Annotated in this window: 22 protein-coding genes; 16 read left to right on the forward strand and 6 right to left on the reverse strand. The window is 44.2% G+C overall.

Annotated features, from left to right (window positions below; translation table 11 throughout):
• Positions 1-80: 80 nt before the first annotated feature.
• Positions 81-218 (reverse strand): YjcZ family sporulation protein, encoded by a 138-nt coding sequence (locus tag RBH91_RS08765; RefSeq protein WP_076763968.1) that lies wholly within the window; start codon positions 216-218, stop codon positions 81-83.
• 259 nt (positions 219-477) lie between these two features.
• Here RBH91_RS08765 and RBH91_RS08770 point away from each other — a divergent pair, with 259 nt between their 5' ends.
• From RBH91_RS08770 to lpdA, 5 genes are all read left to right on the forward strand, one after another.
• Positions 478-1,146, forward strand: coding sequence for a YkyA family protein (locus RBH91_RS08770; RefSeq protein WP_076763970.1), 669 nt, complete (start codon positions 478-480; stop codon positions 1,144-1,146).
• A 400-nt stretch (positions 1,147-1,546) separates the two neighbouring features.
• Positions 1,547-2,662 (forward strand): pyruvate dehydrogenase (acetyl-transferring) E1 component subunit alpha, encoded by a 1,116-nt coding sequence (gene pdhA / locus RBH91_RS08775; protein WP_076763854.1) that lies wholly within the window; start codon positions 1,547-1,549, stop codon positions 2,660-2,662.
• Between the two features lie 3 nt (positions 2,663-2,665).
• The gene (pdhB, locus tag RBH91_RS08780) at positions 2,666-3,643 is read left to right on the forward strand and encodes a pyruvate dehydrogenase complex E1 component subunit beta (protein WP_307894236.1); all 978 of its coding nucleotides are present in this window, start codon (positions 2,666-2,668) and stop codon (positions 3,641-3,643) included.
• A 160-nt stretch (positions 3,644-3,803) separates the two neighbouring features.
• A complete protein-coding gene (locus RBH91_RS08785) occupies positions 3,804-5,102 on the forward strand; it encodes a dihydrolipoamide acetyltransferase family protein (protein WP_307894237.1) in 1,299 nt (432 codons plus the stop codon).
• Between the two features lie 4 nt (positions 5,103-5,106).
• Positions 5,107-6,519: a dihydrolipoyl dehydrogenase gene (gene lpdA, locus RBH91_RS08790; RefSeq protein WP_307894238.1), complete on the forward strand. Its 1,413-nt coding sequence runs from the start codon at positions 5,107-5,109 to the stop codon at positions 6,517-6,519.
• Positions 6,520-6,754: 235 nt separating this feature from the next.
• Here the strand turns inward: lpdA and RBH91_RS08795 are convergent, their stop codons facing one another.
• Complete coding sequence (locus tag RBH91_RS08795; protein ID WP_307894239.1) at positions 6,755-7,066, reverse strand: hypothetical protein; 312 nt, start codon at positions 7,064-7,066, stop codon at positions 6,755-6,757.
• A 466-nt stretch (positions 7,067-7,532) separates the two neighbouring features.
• Between RBH91_RS08795 and RBH91_RS08800 the strand changes: the two genes are divergently transcribed.
• Entirely contained in the window at positions 7,533-7,652 is a 120-nt protein-coding gene (locus RBH91_RS08800; RefSeq protein WP_076763845.1) for a GapA-binding peptide SR1P, read from the forward strand.
• A gap of 46 nt (positions 7,653-7,698) precedes the next feature.
• Here RBH91_RS08800 and RBH91_RS08805 read toward each other — a convergent pair whose 3' ends face one another.
• On the reverse strand, positions 7,699-9,168 hold the full coding sequence (locus RBH91_RS08805) for an aminotransferase class I/II-fold pyridoxal phosphate-dependent enzyme (protein WP_094777370.1): 1,470 nt from the start codon (positions 9,166-9,168) through the stop codon (positions 7,699-7,701).
• A gap of 237 nt (positions 9,169-9,405) precedes the next feature.
• Here RBH91_RS08805 and RBH91_RS08810 point away from each other — a divergent pair, with 237 nt between their 5' ends.
• A complete protein-coding gene (locus RBH91_RS08810; RefSeq protein ID WP_307894240.1) occupies positions 9,406-9,678 on the forward strand; it encodes a UPF0223 family protein in 273 nt (90 codons plus the stop codon).
• Positions 9,679-9,706: 28 nt separating this feature from the next.
• Here RBH91_RS08810 and RBH91_RS08815 read toward each other — a convergent pair whose 3' ends face one another.
• Entirely contained in the window at positions 9,707-10,345 is a 639-nt protein-coding gene (locus tag RBH91_RS08815) for a YktB family protein (RefSeq protein ID WP_307894241.1), read from the reverse strand.
• 243 nt (positions 10,346-10,588) lie between these two features.
• On the opposite strand from RBH91_RS08815, the gene RBH91_RS08820 reads away from it, so the two are divergent.
• From RBH91_RS08820 to RBH91_RS08850, 7 genes are all read left to right on the forward strand, one after another.
• Positions 10,589-10,777: a YkzI domain-containing protein gene (locus tag RBH91_RS08820; RefSeq protein ID WP_076763838.1), complete on the forward strand. Its 189-nt coding sequence runs from the start codon at positions 10,589-10,591 to the stop codon at positions 10,775-10,777.
• A gap of 139 nt (positions 10,778-10,916) precedes the next feature.
• Positions 10,917-11,711 (forward strand): inositol monophosphatase family protein, encoded by a 795-nt coding sequence (locus tag RBH91_RS08825; RefSeq protein WP_307894243.1) that lies wholly within the window; start codon positions 10,917-10,919, stop codon positions 11,709-11,711.
• On the forward strand, positions 11,704-12,168 hold the full coding sequence (locus tag RBH91_RS08830) for a GNAT family N-acetyltransferase (protein ID WP_307894244.1): 465 nt from the start codon (positions 11,704-11,706) through the stop codon (positions 12,166-12,168). The genes RBH91_RS08825 and RBH91_RS08830 overlap by 8 nt, the downstream gene beginning before the upstream one ends.
• A 119-nt stretch (positions 12,169-12,287) precedes the next feature.
• Positions 12,288-14,216: a hypothetical protein gene (locus RBH91_RS08835; protein ID WP_307894246.1), complete on the forward strand. Its 1,929-nt coding sequence runs from the start codon at positions 12,288-12,290 to the stop codon at positions 14,214-14,216.
• On the forward strand, positions 14,206-14,475 hold the full coding sequence (locus RBH91_RS08840) for a hypothetical protein (protein WP_307894247.1): 270 nt from the start codon (positions 14,206-14,208) through the stop codon (positions 14,473-14,475). The genes RBH91_RS08835 and RBH91_RS08840 overlap by 11 nt, the downstream gene beginning before the upstream one ends.
• Positions 14,476-14,991 carry a sigma-70 family RNA polymerase sigma factor gene (locus RBH91_RS08845; protein WP_307894249.1) on the forward strand — a complete coding sequence of 172 codons (516 nt, stop codon included), beginning with the start codon at positions 14,476-14,478 and terminating at the stop codon, positions 14,989-14,991. It abuts the gene before it with no gap.
• A 4-nt stretch (positions 14,992-14,995) separates the two neighbouring features.
• Positions 14,996-15,292, forward strand: a complete 297-nt coding sequence (locus RBH91_RS08850; RefSeq protein WP_076763826.1) for an anti-sigma factor family protein — start codon at positions 14,996-14,998, stop codon at positions 15,290-15,292.
• A 35-nt stretch (positions 15,293-15,327) separates the two neighbouring features.
• Here the strand turns inward: RBH91_RS08850 and RBH91_RS08855 are convergent, their stop codons facing one another.
• Positions 15,328-15,942 carry a hypothetical protein gene (locus RBH91_RS08855; RefSeq protein ID WP_307894251.1) on the reverse strand — a complete coding sequence of 205 codons (615 nt, stop codon included), beginning with the start codon at positions 15,940-15,942 and terminating at the stop codon, positions 15,328-15,330.
• 339 nt (positions 15,943-16,281) lie between these two features.
• Positions 16,282-16,470, reverse strand: coding sequence for a YlaF family protein (locus RBH91_RS08860; protein WP_307894252.1), 189 nt, complete (start codon positions 16,468-16,470; stop codon positions 16,282-16,284).
• A gap of 155 nt (positions 16,471-16,625) precedes the next feature.
• Here RBH91_RS08860 and typA point away from each other — a divergent pair, with 155 nt between their 5' ends.
• Both typA and RBH91_RS08870 read left to right on the forward strand, forming a co-directional pair.
• Positions 16,626-18,464, forward strand: a complete 1,839-nt coding sequence (gene typA / locus RBH91_RS08865) for a translational GTPase TypA (protein ID WP_076760381.1) — start codon at positions 16,626-16,628, stop codon at positions 18,462-18,464.
• 56 nt (positions 18,465-18,520) lie between these two features.
• Positions 18,521-18,844, forward strand: coding sequence for a YlaH-like family protein (locus RBH91_RS08870; protein ID WP_076760382.1), 324 nt, complete (start codon positions 18,521-18,523; stop codon positions 18,842-18,844).
• The last annotated feature ends 210 nt before the right edge of the window (positions 18,845-19,054 follow it).

A 19,054-nucleotide genomic window follows, 5' to 3' on the forward strand; every position in this document is an offset into this window, starting at 1 on the left:
TATAGCGGATGTCCTGCCCGCCTTGCAATGTCCGTGCATAATAAACGACCAGCCTTGAGACGGCTGGTCATGTTTTAGATCTAGCAGCCTAAATAAGCGGCACCTACAATAATCAGCAATATAAAGAGAACCACGATCAAAGCGAAAGTGCGGCCGTGGCCATAACCACCAGATCCATAGCCGCCGTACCCGTATCCAGAGCAGCAATAACCGTACATATGAAGACCTCCTCCGTAATTTTACGCAAAGCCTTTTTCTTTGGTAGGCATAGCGTCTAATATAAAATATGTAAAAGTAGGAAGGTTGTATAGTCGAATGCCCAACTTCAATGAAATTTCCCAGAAATGATTTTGTTCTAAAGCAGCTGGCCAATACATACCGATCTGGTAACAGCATGTCCAAAAGCACATCCTTTTTGTTGTCAAACAAACGAATAGACTTTATAGTGGAATTTGTCAAGATTGGGGGAAATTCAGAGTGAAATCTTCAAAAATGCGTATGCTGGCTGCTCTCGCTGTCTGTTGTACAGCGTCACTTTTATTGACGGGCTGCCTTTGGAAAGATCCGGTTGAGTCGCTGCACGGCTCCCTGGAAAAGATTGTGGAATTGGAAAAGCCCTTCAAAAAGGAACAGGCGTCTCTGAAAAACTTAGAGAAAACCGAATCTAAGCTGTATGATGAGATGATCAAGCTGAATATGGATGATTTGGATGAGATCGTCAAACTGTCTAATCAAGCGCTGAAGACTGCAGACAAACGAGAAGAGCATTTGAAATCGGAAAAAGAAAGCATAGATGAGGCAAAGAGCGAATTTGAAGCAAACAAAGCTTCTGCTGAAAAGATTGATGATCATGAGGTCAGGAAGAAAGCGGAACACGCGGCTTCTTATATGGAGAAGCGCTATGAGGCATACGGCGCCCTTTATACCTCATATGAGAACGCAATCGGCCTTGACAAAGAATTGTACAAGCTCCTCCAGAATAAAGACCTTGAACTGAAAGAACTGGAAGGGCAGCTGAAGAAAATTAACCAATCATATGATAAAGTGCTGAAGCAAAGCAATGATTTTAATGCTTATACAAAAAATTATAACAAAGCCAGAAAAGAGTTTTACAAGGCGGCTGGGTTTGATGTGAAGGAGAGCTGATATTCGGCTCTCTTTTTTTCGACAAAATCTGTATGGTTATTGTAATACAGATTTTCATCTATACTATAACAGTTTTGAAATTCGCTGAACACCGTTAAAACGGGAATTTAATAAAGCGAATACATTTATTGAAATTCAGGAATGAAATCAATTGACGAGTATGATTCACTGGTGTAAACTTAGCCTTGGTGGAACTTGTTGTATTAGTTTGTTGCAAATGATAAATGATACAGTTTTAGAATGCGGTGTGCTGTCCTTACATAAAAGTTTCGACAACAACCAAAGCGGCTAATATGAAATAAATATGAGTTGCGCCCGTCAATTTAGGACACCCTAATTTTGTATGTATAAAGGGATACACGTCTATGACTGTCAAAAGAAAGGAAGAGGTGACTTTAATATGGCTGCAAAAACGAAAAAAGCAATCGTTGATAGTAAAAAGCAATTTGATGCCATTAAAAAGCAGTTCGAAACGTTTCAAATTTTGAATGAAAAAGGCGAAGTCGTTAATGAAGCGGCAATGCCGGATTTATCAGACGATCAATTAAAAGAATTAATGCGCCGCATGGTGTATACGCGTATCTTAGATCAGCGTTCTATTTCTTTAAACAGACAAGGCCGTCTCGGATTCTATGCGCCGACTGCCGGTCAGGAAGCTTCGCAGATTGCTACGCATTTTGCGCTTGAGAAAGAAGACTTTGTTCTTCCAGGCTACCGTGATGTTCCGCAGCTGATCTGGCACGGACTTCCGCTTTATCAGGCATTCTTGTTCTCACGCGGACATTTCCGGGGAAATCAAATGCCGGAAGATGTTAATGCGCTTTCACCACAAATCATCATCGGTGCGCAGTACATTCAGACAGCCGGTGTGGCACTTGGTCTGAAAAAACGCGGCAAACAGGCTGTAGCCATCACTTATACAGGTGACGGAGGCGCTTCCCAAGGGGATTTCTACGAAGGAATCAACTTTGCGGGTGCTTATAAAGCTCCGGCGATCTTCGTTGTTCAAAACAACCGTTATGCGATCTCTACACCTGTTGAAAAACAATCAGCAGCTCAGACTATTGCTCAAAAAGCTGCAGCTGCAGGCATCGCCGGCGTTCAAGTAGACGGAATGGATGCGCTTGCTGTATACGCCGCAACACGTGAAGCACGTGAGCGCGCTGTCAGCGGTGAGGGTCCAACACTGATCGAAACGCTTTGCTTCCGCTACGGACCTCATACAATGGCGGGGGATGATCCGACGAAATACCGCACGAAAGAAATCGAGAATGAGTGGGAGCAGAAAGATCCGCTTGTACGTTTCCGCAAGTTCTTGGAAAACAAAGGTTTATGGTCTGAAGAAGACGAAAACAAGGTAATTGAAGAAGCGAAAGAAGAGATCAAACAGGCGATCAAAAAAGCAGACGAAGAGCCGAAGCAAAAAGTGACCGACCTGATCGACATCATGTATGAAGAGCTTCCTTACAACCTTGCAGAACAAAAGGAAATTTATAAAGAGAAGGAGTCGAAGTAAGCCATGGCGCAAATGACAATGATTCAAGCAATCACTGATGCGTTACGCACAGAACTGAAAAATGACGAAAATGTCTTAGTTTTCGGAGAAGACGTCGGTGTTAACGGCGGTGTGTTCCGTGCGACTGAAGGATTGCAAAAAGAGTTTGGTGAGGATCGCGTATTTGACACTCCTCTTGCTGAATCTGGTATCGGCGGTCTTGCACTCGGTATGGGCTTACAAGGTTTCCGTCCGGTAATGGAAATTCAATTTTTCGGATTCGTATATGAAGTTATGGATTCGGTTTCCGGCCAAATGGCGCGGATGCGCTACCGTTCCGGCGGCCGCTGGACTTCTCCTGTTACAATCCGTTCTCCGTTCGGCGGCGGTGTTCACACACCTGAGCTTCATGCGGACAGCCTTGAAGGACTTGTTGCACAGCAGCCTGGACTTAAAGTCGTCATTCCTTCAACTCCATATGATGCAAAAGGACTTTTGATTTCCGCGATCCGCGATAATGATCCGGTTGTCTTCCTTGAGCACATGAAGCTTTACCGTTCATTCCGTCAGGAAGTTCCTGAAGAGGAATATACAATTGAAATTGGCAAAGCCGATGTGAAGCGCGAAGGAACAGATCTTTCCATCATCACATACGGAGCAATGGTGCACGAATCATTAAAAGCAGCAGAAGAGCTTGAAAAAGAAGGCGTATCTGCCGAGGTTGTTGACCTTCGCACAGTAAGCCCGCTTGATATTGACACGATCATCGCATCTGTTGAAAAAACAGGACGCGCAATCGTCGTCCAAGAAGCGCAAAAACAAGCCGGAGTAGCGGCGAATGTCGTTGCGGAAATCAATGACCGCGCGATCCTGAGCCTTGAAGCGCCAGTGCTTCGCGTAACTGCTCCTGATACGGTGTTTGCGTTCTCCCAAGCTGAAAGCGTATGGCTTCCAAACTATAAAGACGTGCTTGAAACTGCAAAAAAAGTATTGGAATTTTAATCAAATCCGACTATTCAAAAGGGGAAAGATGACATCAGTCCTTTTCCCTTCATGCATTTCCACAGTCAGGCGGGGAATTTTAGCCGTATAACTGACAGTTGGCCGAAAACAGGCTGACGAACTATATCAACTACGTAATTATCTTAGGAGGTCGAGAACTGTGGCATTTGAATTTAAACTTCCGGATATCGGGGAAGGAATCCACGAGGGCGAAATCGTCAAATGGTTCGTCAAACCAAACGACGAGGTAAACGAAGACGACGTTTTGGCAGAGGTGCAAAACGATAAAGCTGTTGTAGAAATTCCTTCACCTGTTAAAGGAAAAGTATTAGAATTAAAAGTTGAAGAGGGAACAGTCGCAACCGTCGGGCAGACAATCATTACATTTGACGCACCAGGTTACGAAGATCTTCAGTTTAAAGGAAGCGACGAATCTAGCGAAGCTAAAACAGAAGAAGCTGATCAAAAAGAAGCTGAAGCACCTGCTCAAGAAACAGGCGCAACTCAGCAGGATCAAGAGGATGCAGATCCGAATAAACGCGTCATCGCAATGCCTTCTGTTCGTAAGTATGCCCGTGAAAAAGGCGTTGAAATCGCGAAGGTTGCCGGTTCCGGCAAAAACGGACGTGTTCTTAAAGAAGATATCGACAGCTTCTTAAACGGAGGAGCTGCGGTGGAAGCTCAACCTGAACAAGCGGAAGAAAAAGCAGCACCTGCTGCACAGCCGGCAGCTGCAGCTCAAGTGCCGGAAGGCGAACTCCCTGAAACACGCGAAAAAATGAGCGGAATCCGCAAAGCCATCGCAAAAGCTATGGTGAATTCAAAACATACTGCTCCACACGTTACATTAATGGACGAAGTCGATGTTACAAACCTTGTGGCACACCGCAAACAGTTTAAACAAGTTGCGGCTGACCAAGGCATTAAGCTGACATACTTGCCGTATGTAGTAAAAGCTTTAACATCAGCTCTTAAAAAGTACCCTGTACTGAACACATCAATCGACGATAATACAGACGAAGTGATTCAGAAGCACTACTTCAACATCGGTATTGCTGCAGACACTGAAAAAGGCCTGCTTGTGCCGGTGGTGAAAAATGCGGACCGCAAAGCTGTATTTGAGATTTCAAACGAAATTAACGAACTTGCGACAAAAGCACGCGATGGCAAGCTTGCTCCTGCTGAAATGAAAGGCGCTTCTTGCACAATTACAAACATCGGTTCTGCCGGCGGACAATGGTTCACACCGGTTATCAACCACCCTGAGGTTGCTATCCTAGGAATCGGCCGCATCGCTGAAAAAGCTATTGTACGCGACGGTGAAATTGTTGCTGCACCTGTTCTAGCTCTTTCTCTAAGCTTTGACCACCGTATGATCGACGGAGCAACTGCACAAAACGCGTTAAATCACATCAAGCGTTTACTGAACGATCCACAATTAATTTTAATGGAGGCGTAATGTAATGGTAGTAGGAGATTTCCCTATTGAAACAGATACTCTTGTCATTGGTGCGGGACCTGGCGGCTATGTAGCTGCCATCCGCGCCGCTCAGCTTGGACAAAAAGTAACAATCGTTGAGAAAGCAACTCTTGGAGGCGTATGTCTGAATGTCGGATGTATTCCTTCAAAAGCGCTGATCAATGCAGGCCACCGTTATGAGAATGCAAAGCATTCTGATGATATGGGGATCACTGCTGAGAACGTAACAGTGGACTTTACAAAAGTTCAAGAATGGAAAGCCTCTGTTGTGAATAAGCTTACTGGCGGTGTTGAAGGCCTTCTTAAAGGCAACAAAGTCGATATCGTTAAAGGTGAAGCATATTTTGTAGACAGCAATTCTGTTCGCGTTATGGATGAGAATTCAGCTCAAACTTACACGTTCAAAAATGTCATTATCGCAACTGGTTCTCGTCCTATTGAATTGCCAAACTTTAAATATAGCGACCGCGTTTTGAATTCAACTGGTGCATTGGCGCTTAAAGAAATTCCTAAAAAGCTCGTTGTTATTGGAGGCGGCTACATCGGAACAGAGCTTGGCACAGCATATGCCAACTTTGGAACGGAAGTTGTCGTTCTTGAAGGCGGAGACGAAATCCTTCCAGGCTTTGAGAAGCAAATGAGCTCTCTTGTCAAACGCAACCTTAAGAAAAAAGGCAACGTAGAAATTCATACTAAAGCGATGGCTAAAGGCGTAGAAGAAAAAGCAGACGGCGTTACTGTCACTTTTGAAGTAAAAGGTGAAGAGCAAACCATTGATGCAGACTACGTGCTTGTCACTGTCGGACGCGTTCCAAACACTGATGAACTTGGACTTGAACAAGTCGGCGTCGAAATGACGGACCGCGGCATCATCAAAACAGATAAACAATGCCGTACAAACGTTTCGAACTTCTATGCAATCGGTGATATTATCGAAGGACCGCCGCTTGCTCATAAAGCATCTTATGAAGGCAAAATCGCTGCTGAAGCGATTGCTGGAGAAGCAGCGGAAATCGACTATCTTGGAATTCCTGCTGTTGTCTTCTCTGAGCCTGAGCTTGCATCAGTCGGTTATACTGAAGCACAAGCTAAAGAGGAAGGCCTTGAAATCACTGCTGCCAAATTCCCATTTGCAGCAAACGGCCGCGCGCTGTCATTAAATGAAACCGATGGTTTCCTTAAACTTGTGACACGCAAAGAAGACGGACTTGTCATCGGTGCACAGATCGCCGGCGCAAGCGCTTCTGATATGATTTCTGAGCTGAGCTTGGCAATCGAAGCAGGAATGACTGCTGAAGACATTGCGATGACAATTCACGCTCACCCGACATTGGGAGAAATCACAATGGAAGCTGCAGAAGTAGCGATCGGAATGCCTGTTCACGTCGTAAAATAACAATCAAAAAATCCCCCGGGAAACCGGGGGATTCAGATTGTTGACAAAATCCTAAAACGGTTTAAAGTTTTAGGGTTTTGTCATCCTTTCAGCGTGATTAAAAACCTTTGCAGTCTAGGAAGGGCGAGCATCGGAGCGGAGCGAATGTTAGAATTCGTGAGCACCGACGCGCAGGCCTGACAACGAATGCGAGGGTTTGTCGACACGCTGAAATCCCCCGGAAACGGGGGATTTTTTATTGTTTTAGCTGCTTCTCGAGAAGCTTAACGATTTTTTCTTTATCTTTTATTTTTCCTTCAATTTTGACCAGTACTTTTTTATGATCGACAAGCAGCAAGCTTGGAAATGTGTTGACTTCTTTTTCCCACTTTCCCTTCTTATTTAAGATTTCCATATTTGAAACCTGTGCGGGAAATTCCTTTTTTAATTCTAAAAGCGCATCATAATAAGCCACTTCCTGTTCCATATGCTCGTCATCTGAAAAAAAGATAAGCTTGGTGTGGCGCTGATCGGCGCTTTGACTCTGGTCTGCCATGATCTGAGACAATGAACATCCACTCATTAAAAATAAGAAACAAATTGCGGTGAAAATAGCTCGAAACAACATGACGTCTCTTCACCTCTCTATAAAAATGCAAGCCGATTTTCCTGTTCTGTTATTTTCGTTCAATTAGTAAACAATTCCTATTTTATCATGATCCTAGAAAAATTCTTAGCTTGTTACCCAATTGTTACATAAATGATAACTCTTGTTTTATTCATATGACGCTTAATATTGGGTCAAAAGGCTTATTGATTGTATCGTCTCAAAAATCGTTCTGTTCAGTTTCGGGGATTGAATATGATGGAAGAGGAAGAGTCTGCGTGTTTGGCAGCACTGGTTGCTGAAAAATGCATAAAAATAATTTAAATGTGTTATACAATTTGCCGTTGACAACATTAATGTGACATCATATTATAGAGATAATCAAAGATTAAACGCTTCCATTTTGAAATGAAAAGGGGAATGAAAGATGGGCACGATCATTTGTCAAGACTGTAACGAGACCATTCAGCATTTTGAAGATGAGAAAGTGACGATCCTTTACGGAACGTGCGGACAGTGCAACTGCCATCTTGAGGAGAAAGAATAGAAAAAAAGCATGCGGCCGTTTTGCTTGTGCCGCATGCTTTTATTTTTTACAGGATTGCCTGCTGTTCCTTGATGACGCGAATCATGTGAAGCGTGTCATCTTCCGGACCCTGAACAGGAAGGCCTGCTTCAAGGTTCTTTTCAATGTAGTTTATATTTTCTTCCGTAATGATTTCACCGGGAATGAAGATCGGAATCCCAGGGGGATAGACCATGACAAATTCCGCAATGATTCTTCCAGCTGCTTTTTCGAACGGTACGATTTCCGTATTGGCATAAAAAGCATCACGGGGTGTCATGGCGAGCGCCGGTATATCAGGCAGAAGCACTTCAGGTTTTTTGCCTTCTTCAAATGAAGCGGCCTGATGAGCGATTTCTGCCAGTGCTTGAATAAGCATTTCTGCATCTTCTTTGCGGTCTCCCGGCGTAAAAATACAAAGAATGTTGTATAAGTCGGAAAGTTCTACTTCAATATGATATGACTCGCGAAGCCATTTTTCCACGTCATGTCCTGTCAAACCGAGATTTTTTACAGAAATGATCAGTTTTGTCGGGTCATAATCATAAGCCGCTTTTGAGCCGAGAATGTCCCTGCCGACACAGAAGAGGCCTTTTATGTTATTGATGCGCTTCCGCGTTTCATCGGCAAGCTTGATCGTTTGGCCGATTAATTCATGTCCTACTGTCGCTAAACGCTTTCTGGCGACATCGAGGGAAGCGAGCAATAAGTAGGACGTCGATGTCGTCGTCATCATGCTTAAAATCGATTGAACCCGCTCTTTTGAGACGAGCCCTTCTTTTAAATTAAGGACTGAGCTTTGTGTAAGAGAGCCTCCCAGCTTATGAACACTCGTTGCTGCCATATCAGCCCCAGCCTGCATCGCTGAAAGGGGAAGCTCTTCATGGAAGTGGATATGGACCCCGTGTGCTTCATCAACGAGCACAGGAACGTTGAATGAATGGGCAAGTTCCACGATGCTTCTTAAATCAGCAGCAATGCCAAAGTAAGTCGGATTGATGACAAGAAGCCCTTTAGCATCCGGATGCTCCTCAAGCGCTTTTTTCGCAGATTCAGGGGTGATGCCGTGGGAGATTCCCAGTTCATCATCGATTTCCGGATGAATGAAGATTGGTAAAGCCCCGGAAAAGACGATCGCTGACATCACCGATTTATGGACGTTTCTCGGCACAATAATTTTGTCTCCCGGTCCGCAGACAGCCATCACCATTGTCATGATGGCGCCGCTTGTTCCCTGAACGGAAAAAAACGTGTAATCGGCTCCGAATGCTTCCGCAGCCAAGTCTTGCGCCTCTTTGATGATCCCTTTTGGAGCGTGTAAATCATCAAGCGGTTCGATATTGATTAAATCTATGCTTAAAGCATTTTCACCGATAAACTGCCTGAATTCAGGGTCCATTCCAGACCCTTTTTTATGGCCCGGAATATGGAATTGAACCGGGTTTCCGCCGGCATGCTTTTTTAATCCTGTAAATAGGGGTGTTTCGTGCTGCAACAATTGTTTTCCCACCTTCATTAAAATGCCTGCTACTTCTTGATGTCTATTCTTTATCAAAAATCATTGGTTTATTTTTAAGTTTTCCTTGATGGCATAAAACAAATGAATTATATTATGTTCTTGAAAGATTGTAAAGAACAATTTATGATCTTTCTGCCAGAGGATAGACATCAAAAAGAAAACGAATACTAAACAAACAAAGCCGCTTGGGGCGAACTGTACAAGGAGATGAGTCAAATGGAAGGATATCAATATCCGATGAATGAAGACTGGACGACAGATGAAGCGATAGACGTCATTTCGTTTTTCCAAACCGTTGAACTCGCATATGAGAAAGGTGTCGAGCGCGACGTGTTATTGAGCGCCTACCGCCGATTTAAAGAGATTGTTCCGGGTAAAGCCGAGGAAAAAAAACTATGCAGCCAGTTTGAAGAAGCGAGCGATTATTCACCGTATCAGACAGTCAAAAAAGCAAAAGAACAAACGGAAGATCATAAACTCAAAATGTAAAAAAGGGATGAGCTATTACATCCCTTTTTTATCCATTCACAGCTTTCTGCGTCAGGCGGTAAAGGAAAGCTAGCTTTTCAAAAGAAGCTTCGATTTCAGACAAAAATTCCTCTTCGCTCATTTCGAGCACCTGATCTTTTGAAAGCTGGATTCCGCAGAGTGCTTCCGCCTTTTTGACCTTAACCAATCGGTCAAACAGCTTTTCCAGTTCCTCTTCATTCATATCAGAAGCTTTGTGCGCTTCCGGCTTCGTGTGATCAGCCGACCAGAAAAAGCCGTTTGGAATACGGTTCTTAATGTCTGACAAGCGGTCTTTAAAAAGTTGGCCGTATTCTTGCTTTAGCGGAGACTCATAGATTAATGCAAACCAGACGAAAACATGAGTTTTCCACAAGCCGATTTGGAAATGAGGCAGTTTTTTATAGCCGCGCTTGTTGTTTGCGAAAGCGACCCAGCTGTCATCTGGGGGATTGACTGAACGTCGCGCATGCTTTGCTACGTGAACGAACATTTCGTCTCCTGTAAGGGCGGACAGAACAGGTGCGAAATGCTCACCAAGCCCTTGGAGCTTCGGGCGTACGGTTTCTTTCAGAACGCCCATCCGCGCATCTAAACCTTCTATTGTAAATGTGTCAAAATCCTCTTCAGTAAAACGCAGATTGTTCATTTTTTTCCTCCTTGTCCAATCAGTAATGATATTTTATCACAGTTGGTTTTTTAAACAAAAAATTACGTTTCATCATGCGATTTTCCGGGAATCGTTAGGTAAACACACAATTTTGAGAATGACGTTACGAATGTTTTAGCAATTCATACGATATGAATAAGAAATTGATATAAATGCCGAAAGAGCTATGACCAGAAGGATGCTTCTTGAAAATCAATTTTCTCTGGAAGGGGCGTAGGGCAAATGAAACCAATTGTAAAACAAGGGGTTAAGGAAGAAAAAGACAATCGGGCGGCCGTTTGGAGACTTGAGGTCGATTATGAATTAGCGACGCTTTTTGAAGCCATGGAACAAAAGGATGAAACCCAGGTTGAGCTGAGCAAGCGTAAACTGGAACGGTTAAGAAAAGAATGGATTAGATTACATGGGTGAAACCATAATAAAAACGAACCGTCTGACAGGTTCGTTTTTATCTGAGCGCCCTGGCTTTTTTCGTTTTTCTTGATTTTTCCCGATTCATACCAGTATGCTATGAATAAATAATAGGTATACATAGAAAAGAGGTTGTGAGATGACAAACTGGAAGGAAATCGACCGCCTGGCCAAGAGCTGGGTGAAAGAGGCAGGTCAGAAAATTAAACAATCCATGAAAGAAAAAATGACGATTGAAACAAAATCGAATCCCAATGACCTTGTCACGAACATTGATAAAGAAACAGAACGTTTTTTCATTGAAAAAATCCAATCGGTTTTTCCGGATCATCATATTCTTGGCGAAGAAGGTCAGGGGGACAAGCTTACGTCTTTGGACGGGATCGTCTGGATTATCGATCCAATTGACGGAACGATGAATTTTATTCACCAAAAACGCAATTTTGCGATTTCAATCGGCATTTTTGAAAACGGGAAAGGCAAAATCGGCCTTATTTATGATGTCACCCATGATGAGCTGTACCATGCGATTCAAGGCGAAGGCGCTTATATGAACGATACAAAGCTTGGCAACATGAAGGAAGTCCCGCTTGAAGAAGCGATTCTTGCCATCAATGCGACTTGGATCACAGAAAACAGACGGATCGACCCAAGCGTTTTATCACCTCTCGTCAAGCGGGTCAGGGGGACGCGTTCTTACGGGTCAGCAGCTTTAGAGCTCGCTTATGTGGCGGCCGGAAGAATGGATGTTTATGTGACGATGAGGCTTGCGCCTTGGGACTATGCGGCGGGGTGTATTCTTCTTGATGAAGTCGGCGGGACATATACAACGCTTAATGGAAAACCGCTCAATTTTCTCGAAAACAACAGCATCGTAGCCGGCAACCCGGCCGCTCACCGGACGATTTTCACAGACTATCTGCCGCATGAATAGCAGACCTTTTTCTCCTTCTGATCTGGCCTTTTTTGAAAAGGTGATTGAAGTGAGCCCTGAATGGGCCGAAGAAGAGCTAAAGGAAGAAAGCGCGGAAGCTTATATGCGCTCCTATGCGATGTATAACGGAGAATGGCTGATTTGGGAAAAGGGCGGCCGTCCGGCCGCTGTCAGCTTTCACCTCGACTGGGCGCCTTCAAATGGGAAACCGTGGCTCGGAACATTGCTGATCCATCCCGATTTTCGCCAAAAGGGCCTGGCCAAAGAAGTGATCAAAACCATTGGAAAACGCTTGAATGAAAAGGGCGATAAAGCGCTCTTTGCAGCGGTGCCTTATGAAAGGGACGGATGGCTGAACATGCTGGCCCGTTCAGGATTTGAACAGCTGAAAACAGAAAAAGATGATAAGGGAAAACGATATTTGATTATGGTTTTGCCGCTTGCTTCTGTGAAATGATGCGAAAATGAGACTTGTTTTAAAACAGGTCTCATTTTTTTATGATTTGCTGAAACATTATGCCAAACCGTTTGTCTAAGATGATGAGGCCTTAATTTTATGCAAAGGAATTGTGTTTAATGATTGAATTATTCAGTGATTATGTGTTGCATTTTGAACGCTATTTTGTTTTAAGCAGACAGAGCATGCAGGTCATCCAGTGGTGTTTAACAGGGCTTGCTCTTCTTTATGCCGTTTCATTTCATCCGAAAGTCAACAGGCGGAGCCTCTTTTTTTACGCAGGCATCGGTCTCAGGCTGATTTTGATTTTGACACTTTCATTTGAACTGACCCATCAAATGAAAGCCGCTGAATTTTCCAATCTGTACATAGATGGACAGAGTGCTCTTCTCCCGTTTATGCAGTTTTTGCTGTTCGGCTATATTTTGCTTGTCTCTTTTCACTATATGATGACGCTGACGGAAAAAGGGGGCAAGGGGCTGTTCTTTGTATTTGACATTGCGGTGATGACGATGCCGTTTTTCCAAGCGTTGTTCAGCTTCTTTGTCTATTTGACAGAATACGGAGCTGAACTTGATCAATTGCTGATCGTCTTGGCGCTGATGGCCGGGGTTCCCGTGTTGATGCTCTGTTTGTTTTTTCAGCTTTATTGGAAGAGGAATCGTTATATACTTCTTTGTATTTTTTACGCGGTAACGCTCGGCGGTTTCTTCACCAAAAAATTCGGCTATGAATTTTTTCCGTTGAGCGTATTTCTGACCATGCTCGGTTTTCTTATGACTTATCACCTGCTGAATGGATCAGCAAATCCCTATCTGCTGATGAAACGCGTTTTAGCCGCAGGTACCGCTGTGTTTTTTACGCTTCTTCTCAATCCTTTTTACAATTTGGCAGATGCGGCTTTTACGGTCTCGCATCCGTACGTTTCAGACGTGTTTGATGCAAATATTCAGCCTGTTTCCGTGAAAGAGGCGCGAAAGACTGTCAGCTCGTTTTTTCCGGCGGACGGCTTTATCTATTTGACAGACACCAATCAGGATTTTCATAATGTCTATCATTTTAAAACGAAGAATTACGAGGCGGACGTCGACGGCTGGACGGGAATGGTCAGCAATTATCACAATCAGCAGGAGCCTAATGGGGATGCACTGTCTGATCAGGCATATATAAAGCGGTCGATGCAATTTCTGCAGGAACACGGCCGCGAACTTGACAAACAAAGCATCAAGACAAAGGTAAGCCGTGATGATGGTGAAGTCGCTGTCGAATTTTACCGTGATGGTCAGGACCCCGACTTCAACTTGGTGAGGCTGGCGTGGCGGAAGGAAACACTGATGGAATTTTCCGAGGACGCCTCTGTTTACAGCTTAGAAAGCATTAAACAAATTCGCGTATCTGATCAAGACATCAAGCGGAATGTTGCAGCGGTCTATCGAAAGCTGGACATGCCTGTTCCTTCGTATCAGCTGACAAACATCGATTTAAGTTTTTCATACAGCCTGAATTCGGCAGCCATCCGAGTAAAGACAAAAGACGGAACTGAAATGGATTTCCATCCTGTTACCGGAACATTAACGGGTATTTCGTTCAAGTCTGAAAACGCCTTGCCTTATCGCGGATCAGCGCTTGAAAAACGCTTGCTTTCTTTATTTGATCAAGACCTTTCACAGCTGAACAAGGTAGAGTCAGAAGAGAATGTGACAGACTTTCAAAAAAAAGAAAGCGGAACTGTGCTAAAGGCCGGCTGGATCATGACGAAACATGAAGAAGGAACTTATATTACAGTAAGAAGGTATGATGATCGGCAAGCTGATGAAAAACCGCCCTTCACTTATTCCGACGGGGAAAAAGCCTTTCAAAAAGTGTCTGAACATTATCAAAAAGGTTTGGTCTATCATAAGCGGACCAAGCTCGCGATCGTTTCGGACGGAGATCGGAAGAGCCGTTATGTATGGCTTGTCATCGTCCAGCGGTTCGGCTCAAATGAACATGACGCATACCTGGTTGATGCCGTGACATATGAGGTGAAAAGTTTTGATGACAACTGAAGAAAAAGAAGCCGTGTTTATCGATTTGTATGAGCTGTATCAAGAAGGTGAACTTGAAGAGGAAACCATGATCTGGATGAAAGTGCATGAGCGTTTCTATCAAGAAAAGGCTGGAGCAGCAGTGCGGAGCATAGACCCCCCCGGCATGCAGAATGCAGAAGATTACCAGCAAGTCCGTCATATGATGATCTTTGTTTATTCATTATATGCCGCCTTTCTGCTCCTTTCGATTTGGATGACGGTGTGGTTTTTTTTCTAAATGGCTAACAATAAAAAACAAACGATTGAAGAACTGTACAGGGAGTTTTATCATGACATTATGTACTATTTATACAGAAGAACCAATCAGCTTGAGACGGCGAAAGACCTGGCGCAGGACACCTTCTTGAAAGCATTTGCGGGCTTGGAGTCTTTCAGAGGCCATTCATCGATCAAAACCTGGCTTTATACGATTGCACATCATACATTTATCAACTGGTACAGAAAAGATAAAAAAATACAATTTTCCGATGTTGCGGCCTGCGGCGACATGGAACAGCTTACATATGAAATACCTGAGCATCATCTGGCAAACGCCGTACGGCGGGAAGAGCTGAAACAGCACATTGATCAGCTGAAGGAACATTACCAGACTGTGCTCATTTTAAGAGAGTTTCAGGATCTGTCATATGAAGAAATAGCAGAAGTGCTGAACTGGAAGCTGTCAAAGGTAAAAACCAATCTTCACCGGGCCCGCCTGGAGCTGAAAAAAAGCTTGGAAGGCAGGGAGGTTTAATTGTATGGATTGTCATCTTGTAAGAGATTTGCTGCCTTTATATATAGAAGGAGATTGCAGCCGAAAAACAGAAAGCTTGGTCAGCGCGCACTTAGATACGTGCGGTGCTTGCCGAGAAATGTATGAAATGATGGGGGAACCTGTCATGATTTACGATGACGGTGAAGTGCTGAAGGAGACAGGGGAAGAGGAAGAACAAAAGTTTAGGAAGACATACTATCAGCGGCTGATCCTCACCGGGGCAGCGCTGTTTTGCGGAGGCTACTTTCTGATGCTTTTAATTTATCTTTTCTTTTTATAAAAAAACTGACGGTTTTACCGTCAGTTTTTTTAGTCTTATGTCAGGCTGTGGTGCAACGCTTCATAAATGGACTTTAGCTGCTCCTGCGTCAGCGAGCCGAAGAACGTGTCAAGCACTTTTGTTTCTTCGTCAGAAAGGCCCGCTTCTATGGCAAGATCGGCATCAAATCCGTACTCTCCGTCTTCTTCATAAATAGAGACGGCCAAAGCGGTGATGACCTTGGAAACGGAATCCCAAACTTGTTCGACAGCAGCCGCTTCTTCTTCGGACAATCCTAATTCTTGGGCTTTTTGGCTGTCAAAGATCAGCTCCCCGTCTTTCACATAGAAAGATTGAGAGAGGATTTCAAGCTTTTCAGAAAGCAGGTCCCAAATCTTCTGAACGGCTGCAGCCTCCGTTTTGGTCAGCCCCAGCTGCTGCGCTTTTTCACTGTCAAACTGATATTCTCCATCTTCCACAATGATGGATTGAATGACAATTCCGAAAATTCTAGTTGCATCTTCATTTGCTCCAGCTTCGATTTTGTATGCCGCATCCTTGTTCTCCCCGGCGGCTTTAGCGGAGTTTGAAAAAGCCGTGCTGAATACGAGAAGCAGTGCAGCGGCAGTTAGAACGACTAACCTTACAATGTGTTTTACAATCTTTGTCATGCTTTCTCTCCTTCCTGCGATTTTTTGTAGCAGTTTTATTATAACGAGAGGAAAATTGAGAAAAAATAGGGAAAAGGAAGAGTTTTACCATAGTCCGATAGTGATTGCCGGACAGCTGGGAAAAAAGCTGAATCAGGCTTCCGTTTGTTCTTTTAAAAGAATTTAATCATCCTTCTGAAAATTGGGAATATAAACTTTAAATAAAAATCGTTGTATGATGGGTACTTTGATTTTCTTTATTAAGAACAATCTGACGGCGGGGTTTTGTTATAAAATGTAAAATGAGGGAGGCTTTTCGTCCAAGGAAAAAGCCCCTTTAGCCGTAAAGGAGCTTTGCGCTTACTCAAGTATGCCTTTTTCCCGCATTCTTTTTTTGAAGGTAAAACCAGTTCCCATAACGACGATAAGAATCGCAATGGCGATCATGACGCCGAGCATGCTTTTCTCAGCGATTGCAACCCCGATCATCATAATGCTGATGACAGCGGCCAAAGCGAGCAGTAAGAAAATCCCTTTGATTTGTTTCATTCTGTTTTACATCCCCTTTTTCAGTCTACTGTTAGTTTACAGAAAAACGGCCTGAATATAAAGGGGTCAGCCGGATGGAATATTGAAACAAATTGAAATAACTTCAATCCTCGGTTATAATATGAAAGTTATCTAAATTTTTAGGAGATGAAAACGTGAAACTTCGAGAAGACCTACGCAATATCGCTATTATCGCCCACGTTGACCACGGAAAAACGACGCTTGTAGACCAGCTTCTTCACCAGGCCGGTACATTCCGTGCGAATGAAAATGTGGCTGAGCGCGCCATGGATTCCAATGATTTGGAAAGAGAGCGCGGCATTACGATTTTGGCGAAAAATACAGCGATTAATTATAAAGAAACACGTATTAATATTTTGGATACTCCTGGACACGCAGACTTTGGCGGAGAAGTAGAACGGATTATGAAAATGGTTGACGGCGTTTTACTTGTCGTTGACGCTTATGAAGGCTGCATGCCTCAGACCCGCTTTGTGCTGAAAAAAGCGCTTGAGCAAAACTTGACGCCGATCGTGGTAGTGAATAAGATCGACCGTGATTTTGCCCGGCCTGAAGAGGTTATTGATGAAGTGCTTGATCTTTTCATTGAGCTTGATGCAAATGAAGAGCAGCTTGAATTTCCTGTTGTGTATGCTTCAGCGATCAACGGCACCGCATCAGCAGATCCAAAAAAACAGGATGAAAATATGGAAGCTCTATTTGAAGCGATTGTCGGCCATATTCCGAGTCCTGTCGACAACCATGAGGAGCCGCTTCAGTTCCAGGTGGCACTGCTTGACTACAATGATTATGTCGGCCGTATCGGGATCGGACGCGTATTCAGGGGTACGATGAAGGTCGGACAGCAGGTTGCTTTAATGAAGCTTGACGGTTCTGCTAAGCCGTTCCGCGTAACAAAAATCTTTGGCTTCCAAGGATTGAAAAGGGTTGAGATTGAAGAAGCAAAAGCCGGTGACCTTGTCGCGGTATCAGGAATGGAAGACATCAACGTCGGTGAAACCGTCTGTCCGATCGATCATCAAGAAGCACTCCCTGTGCTTCGCATTGATGAGCCGACACTTCAAATGACTTTTGCCGTCAACAACAGTCCTTTCGCAGGCCGCGAAGGCAAATATGTGACGGCAAGAAAGATCGAAGAGCGTCTTGAACAGCAGCTGCAAACAGATGTTAGCCTCCGGGTCGATCCGACACCTTCACCTGATGCCTGGGTCGTCTCTGGACGCGGTGAGCTTCATTTGTCTATTTTAATCGAAAACATGCGCCGTGAAGGCTATGAATTGCAAGTGTCAAAACCTGAGGTCATCGTAAAGGAAATTGACGGCGTACGCTGTGAACCTGTTGAGCGCGTTCAAATTGACGTGCCTGAAGAAAACACAGGCTCTGTTATGGAATCAATGGGCGCCCGCAAAGGCGAAATGATCGACATGATCAACAGCGGAAACGGTCAGGTCCGCCTGATTTTCAATGTTCCTTCACGCGGTTTAATCGGCTATTCGACCGAGTTTCTTTCTCTTACACGCGGTTTTGGGATTTTAAATCATTCGTTTGACAGCTATCAGCCGATCGAGCCAGGCCAAGTCGGAGGCCGCCGTCAAGGGGTCCTCGTCTCAATGGATACAGGGAAAGCTTCAGCTTACGGTATTCAAGGCGTTGAAGAGCGCGGCGTCATTTTTGTTGAGCCTGGGACAGAAGTGTATGAAGGCATGATCGTCGGCGAACATAATCGTGAAAACGACCTTGTCGTCAACATTAACAAAATGAAGCAGCAGACAAACGTGCGTTCAGCTACAAAAGATCAAACAGTCAGCATGAAAAAACCGCGCATCATGTCGCTTGAAGAATCGCTTGAATACTTGAATGAAGATGAATATTGCGAAGTAACACCTGAGTCCATCAGACTAAGAAAGAAAATTCTTGATAAAAACGAACGGGAAAAAGCAGCGAAAAAGAAGAAGCTGGCAGGATTGTCGTAAAGTTTGCAGAACCTAAAAAAGAGCAACCCAACTAAGCAAAGGGGAGGGGAATCTTTTTGACTGATGTAAGTGAACGGCTCTCATTTTTTGCCGCTCTTTATAAAGTGGATCAAAATCCTGAAGCAGGGATGTGGTGGCTCTATGCCACCATCTTCGTCCTGTCTGCCGTCGTCTTTAAATTGGGGTTTGCCAAACGGCTGCCGCTGTTCAAAACGGCAATCATCTATTTTTTTCTCGCTTTAGGCTGCACGTTCTTAACCTTTTTCGGCGTTTTTCTGCCGGTTGGGGAAGGGCTGATCGTAGCCGTCCTGATCCTTTCGATTTACAAAGTTCGTTTACACCGTTCTAAGAAGGAACAGGAAACAGGGACAAACCCTTAAAAAAGACATAGCCATGGGCTATGTCTCAGCGTGTCGACAAACCCTCGCATTCGTTGTCAGGCCTGCGCGTCGGTGCTCACGAATTCCAACATTCGCTCCGCTCCGATGCTCGGCCTTCCTAGACTGCAAGGGTTTTCAATCACGCTGAAAGGATGACAAAATCCTAAAACTTTAAACCGTTTTAGGATTTTGTCAACAATCGGAGACATA

It is taken from the genome of Bacillus swezeyi (genome assembly GCF_030908325.1).
In the GTDB taxonomy this organism is placed as follows: domain Bacteria; phylum Bacillota; class Bacilli; order Bacillales; family Bacillaceae; genus Bacillus; species Bacillus swezeyi.

What these genes read in the sequence shown, in the direction of transcription:
- RBH91_RS08765 (WP_076763968.1), bottom strand. Translation starts at nt 218, where the DNA reads ATGTACGGTTATTGCTGCTCTGGATACGGGTACGGCGGCTATGGATCT.
- pdhA (WP_076763854.1), top strand. Translation starts at nt 1,547, where the DNA reads ATGGCTGCAAAAACGAAAAAAGCAATCGTTGATAGTAAAAAGCAATTT.
- pdhB (WP_307894236.1), top strand. Translation starts at nt 2,666, where the DNA reads ATGGCGCAAATGACAATGATTCAAGCAATCACTGATGCGTTACGCACA.
- lpdA (WP_307894238.1), top strand. Translation starts at nt 5,107, where the DNA reads ATGGTAGTAGGAGATTTCCCTATTGAAACAGATACTCTTGTCATTGGT.
- RBH91_RS08800 (WP_076763845.1), top strand. Translation starts at nt 7,533, where the DNA reads ATGGGCACGATCATTTGTCAAGACTGTAACGAGACCATTCAGCATTTT.
- RBH91_RS08810 (WP_307894240.1), top strand. Translation starts at nt 9,406, where the DNA reads ATGGAAGGATATCAATATCCGATGAATGAAGACTGGACGACAGATGAA.
- RBH91_RS08815 (WP_307894241.1), bottom strand. Translation starts at nt 10,345, where the DNA reads ATGAACAATCTGCGTTTTACTGAAGAGGATTTTGACACATTTACAATA.
- RBH91_RS08820 (WP_076763838.1), top strand. Translation starts at nt 10,589, where the DNA reads ATGAAACCAATTGTAAAACAAGGGGTTAAGGAAGAAAAAGACAATCGG.
- RBH91_RS08825 (WP_307894243.1), top strand. Translation starts at nt 10,917, where the DNA reads ATGACAAACTGGAAGGAAATCGACCGCCTGGCCAAGAGCTGGGTGAAA.
- RBH91_RS08830 (WP_307894244.1), top strand. Translation starts at nt 11,704, where the DNA reads ATGAATAGCAGACCTTTTTCTCCTTCTGATCTGGCCTTTTTTGAAAAG.
- RBH91_RS08835 (WP_307894246.1), top strand. Translation starts at nt 12,288, where the DNA reads ATGATTGAATTATTCAGTGATTATGTGTTGCATTTTGAACGCTATTTT.
- RBH91_RS08840 (WP_307894247.1), top strand. Translation starts at nt 14,206, where the DNA reads ATGACAACTGAAGAAAAAGAAGCCGTGTTTATCGATTTGTATGAGCTG.
- RBH91_RS08845 (WP_307894249.1), top strand. Translation starts at nt 14,476, where the DNA reads ATGGCTAACAATAAAAAACAAACGATTGAAGAACTGTACAGGGAGTTT.
- RBH91_RS08850 (WP_076763826.1), top strand. Translation starts at nt 14,996, where the DNA reads ATGGATTGTCATCTTGTAAGAGATTTGCTGCCTTTATATATAGAAGGA.
- RBH91_RS08855 (WP_307894251.1), bottom strand. Translation starts at nt 15,942, where the DNA reads ATGACAAAGATTGTAAAACACATTGTAAGGTTAGTCGTTCTAACTGCC.
- RBH91_RS08860 (WP_307894252.1), bottom strand. Translation starts at nt 16,470, where the DNA reads ATGAAACAAATCAAAGGGATTTTCTTACTGCTCGCTTTGGCCGCTGTC.